This window comes from Streptomyces bohaiensis, from assembly GCF_012033785.1.
Taxonomy (GTDB): domain Bacteria; phylum Actinomycetota; class Actinomycetes; order Streptomycetales; family Streptomycetaceae; genus Streptomyces; species Streptomyces bohaiensis.
Genome location: NZ_JAAVJC010000397.1, coordinates 1 through 3,239, shown reverse-complemented (window position 1 = coordinate 3,239; position 3,239 = coordinate 1). Strand labels below are relative to the sequence as shown.

Annotated in this window: 3 protein-coding genes; all 3 read left to right on the top strand. The window is 75.9% G+C overall.

Annotation, left to right across the window (positions count from 1 at the left end; translation table 11 throughout):
- The first annotated feature begins 246 nt into the window (after positions 1-246).
- The 3 genes from HCN52_RS23175 (at position 247) to HCN52_RS23165 (ending at position 3,220) form a co-directional block, all read left to right on the top strand.
- Positions 247-1,188 carry a heme o synthase gene (locus HCN52_RS23175; RefSeq protein WP_168090386.1) on the top strand — a complete coding sequence of 314 codons (942 nt, stop codon included), beginning with the start codon at positions 247-249 and terminating at the stop codon, positions 1,186-1,188.
- Between the two features lie 184 nt (positions 1,189-1,372).
- Positions 1,373-1,825, top strand: coding sequence for a hypothetical protein (locus tag HCN52_RS23170; protein WP_245175387.1), 453 nt, complete (start codon positions 1,373-1,375; stop codon positions 1,823-1,825).
- Positions 1,826-1,954: 129 nt separating this feature from the next.
- Complete coding sequence (locus HCN52_RS23165) at positions 1,955-3,220, top strand: amidohydrolase (protein WP_312876850.1); 1,266 nt, start codon at positions 1,955-1,957, stop codon at positions 3,218-3,220.
- The last annotated feature ends 19 nt before the right edge of the window (positions 3,221-3,239 follow it).

Genomic DNA, 3,239 nt, shown 5'->3' with positions numbered 1-3,239 from the left:
GTCGTGGCCGCTCAGCGCCGTGCCGGGGCGCGCCGCGGCCCCTGGGTGGGCGTGCGGCAGGGCGGCGGGCTTCCCTCGACGCGCCCGCCGGACGCGTCGGACCCCGGGGACGGGGCGGACGAGTCGGGCGTCTAGAGTGGCGGGGTACGTGTGAGAACCGTCCACCGTCGGACCACCGTCGGGTCGGCACGACTCACGCTCCGTCCGCAGCGCCCGTCGCTGACGTTCGCAGAACCAGGGGTATTCGTGACGGCCGTCGATTCCCGTCCCGTGGACACCAACAGCGCGGGTGCCGGTCACCGGCCGCTGGGTTCCCGGGTCATGGGGTTCATCGCCCTGACCAAGCCGCGGATCATCGAGCTGCTGCTGATGACCACCATCCCCGTGATGTTCCTCGCGGCGCAAGGGGTTCCGGACCTCTGGCTGGTGTTCGCCACCTGCTTCGGCGGATACCTCTCCGCCGGCGGCGCGAACTCGCTGAACATGTACCTGGACCGGGACATCGACGCGCTGATGCACCGCACCAGCAACCGTCCCCTGGTCACGGGCATGGTCTCGCCGGCCGAGGCGCTGGTCTTCGGCATCTCGCTCGCGGTGGTCTCCACCCTGTGGTTCGGCCTGCTGGTCAACTGGCTCTCCGCCGCCCTGGCGCTCGGCGCCCTGCTGTTCTACGTGGTCGTCTACACCATGCTGCTCAAGCGGCGGACCTCGCAGAACATCGTCTGGGGCGGGATCGCCGGGTGCATGCCGGTGCTGATCGGCTGGTCCTCGGTGACCGACTCGCTCTCCTGGGGCGCCGTCGTCCTCTTCCTGGTGATCTTCTTCTGGACCCCGCCGCACTACTGGCCGCTGTCCATGAAGGTCAAGGAGGACTACGCCCGCGTCGGCGTCCCGATGCTGCCGGTGATCGCCGCCAACACCGTCGTCGCCCGGCAGATCGTGGTCTACAGCTGGGTCATGGTGGCGGTCTCGCTGACGCTGTGGCCGCTGGGCTACGTGGGCTGGTTCTACACCTCCGTCGCCGCGGCCGCCGGGATCTGGTGGCTGTGGGAGGCCCACGCCCTCCAGTCCCGGGCCCGGGCCGGGGTGGCCGGGGCGGCGCTGAAGGAGATGCGGCTGTTCCACTGGTCGATCACCTACGTCTCGCTGGTCTTCCTCGCGGTGGCGATCGACCCCTTCGTCGGCTGACCCTCCCGGCGGCCGGGCGACGCACCGGACGCCGTACCCCCGCACCCTCGCGACCGGCCGGGCCCTGCCCGGCCGGTCGCGGCGTTCCTGTCCGCGCTGCCGCCACCGCTGCCTCCGCCGCACGGCCCGGCCGGCCGCTGCGTCGCCCTGTCCCGGTGGGCTACCGGTCGGTAGCATGAGGGGCATGGCTGACAGCGCTGACCTCCCGGAGACCGGTTCCCCCCAGGCCTCGGCGGCCGTCGATACCACCGCCGAGGACCGTCGCGCCGCGCGCGAGCGGACCAGGCTCACCCGCTCCGCGCGCCGGTTCGCCGCCGCCCACGGCGGTTCGGCCGAGGGGCAGATCGCCTACCTCGGCGCCCGCGGCCACCGGCTGGTCCTGGTCGGTGCCGACGGCGCGTGGGGCGATCTGGTCGCTTCCGACCGCACGCTGGCGGAGGCCGCGGCACGCGAGGCCGGGGTCGAGCTCCGTGCGGAGTTCGACGGCGAGATGGCGGCGCGGGTCACCACCGGCCCCTACGAGTGGTCGCGCATGGCGGGCAGCCAGCTCGGCGGCCCCGCCGAGGGGCCCGGCCGGGACGTCCCCGCCGCCCCGGCGGCCACCGGCGCGAACAGCGCCGACGGCGACGAGAGCTGAGCCCCCGGGGTGCGCCCCCGCGCCCCCTTCCGCACCGCCACCACCCCGTGGCGGGTGTTTCCCCCGCCCGCGGTCGCGGGTATCGCCCTCCTCGTGCCGTCATCCGGACGGCGCGGGAAGGAGCGACGCGTGGCACGGCAGCGGCCGCGTCGTCCCCTGCCGCCGCAGGTCGGGACCGCCGGCGCACCGCCCCCTGCCCCGGGAGCAACACCGGAGCCCGACGCACGCGTTAACCAGACCATGGACTTCCTGCCGCCGCCCCTGGTGGACCACCACAGCCGACCGGTGCTCCACGGCGAACTCGGCCTGGGCCGGTTCGAGCGGCTCCTCGCGGGCGGCGTGAGCGGCGGCGCCGGGACCGCGGGCGGCAGTGCGGACGGCGCCGGCTGGTTCGACAGCGCCGCCGGCCTCGCCGTGCTCCGCTGGTGCCCACCGCTGCTCGGCCTCGAACCGCACTGCACCCCCGCCCGCTATCTGGCGCGCCGGCGCGAGGCGGGCTCCTACGCGGCGCGCCGGATGCTGCTGCGCGGCAGCGGCATCGCGGAGCTGCTGGTGGACACCACGGCGTCCGTGCCCGGGGAGGCGGCGGCCGCCGACGGCGGGGAGCCGGTGACCGTGGCCGAGCTGGACGCGGCGCTGCCGGGAGGGGCCGGGGAGCTCGTGCCGCTGGCCGAACTGGCCGCCCAGGTCGGCGCCACCTCCGGGAGCGTCCCCGCGCAGCTGCGCAACCTCGGGACCGCCCTGGAGACGGCGGCACGGTCGACGGCCGGGTTCGTCTGCGACGCCGGGCCACTGCTGCGGTACCCGGAACCGGCCCGCCCGCCGGGCCGCGCCGAGGTGATCCGCGCCGCCTCCGCCGCGTTGGCCGGCCACCGCGGGCCGGCGACGGCCGCGCTCTCCCACCATCTGCTGCTGGAGGCCCTGCGCACCGGCCGCCCGGTGCAGCTGCGCTGCGGCGACCCGGCGCCGCTGGCCGGGCTGCTCCGGGAGACCGCCGGCGCGGGCGTCGTGGTGCTGGTCCCGACCGGTGGGCGCGCCCACGTGCGCACCTCGGCGGAGCTGGCCGCGCGCCACGGACACGTCCACACCGACGCGGGCGCGGACCCGGCGGTGGCCCTGGCCGTCGCTCCGTTCGGCCGGGTGCTGTTCTCGACGCGCGCCGCGCTGCTGCCGGAACTGCACGTGGTGCGTGCCCGTGCCTTCGAGCGGTCGTTGCGGGCGCTGCTGGGGGAGTGGGTGGCGGACGGCGCCTGCACGCCGGTCGCCGCGCGCCGGATCGCGGAGCGGGTGCTGGGCGGCAACGCGCGGGAGGTCTACCGGCGACGGGACGGCCGGCGGGAGGACGACGCCTCCGTCACGACGACCGCCCGGCACCGGGTGGCGGTGCCGAGATGAAGTGGCTCGCCGACCTCTT

Bases quoted from the DNA above. Each gene is read 5' to 3' on its own strand.
- HCN52_RS23170 (WP_245175387.1), top strand. From the start codon at position 1,373: ATGGCTGACAGCGCTGACCTCCCGGAGACCGGTTCCCCCCAGGCCTCG.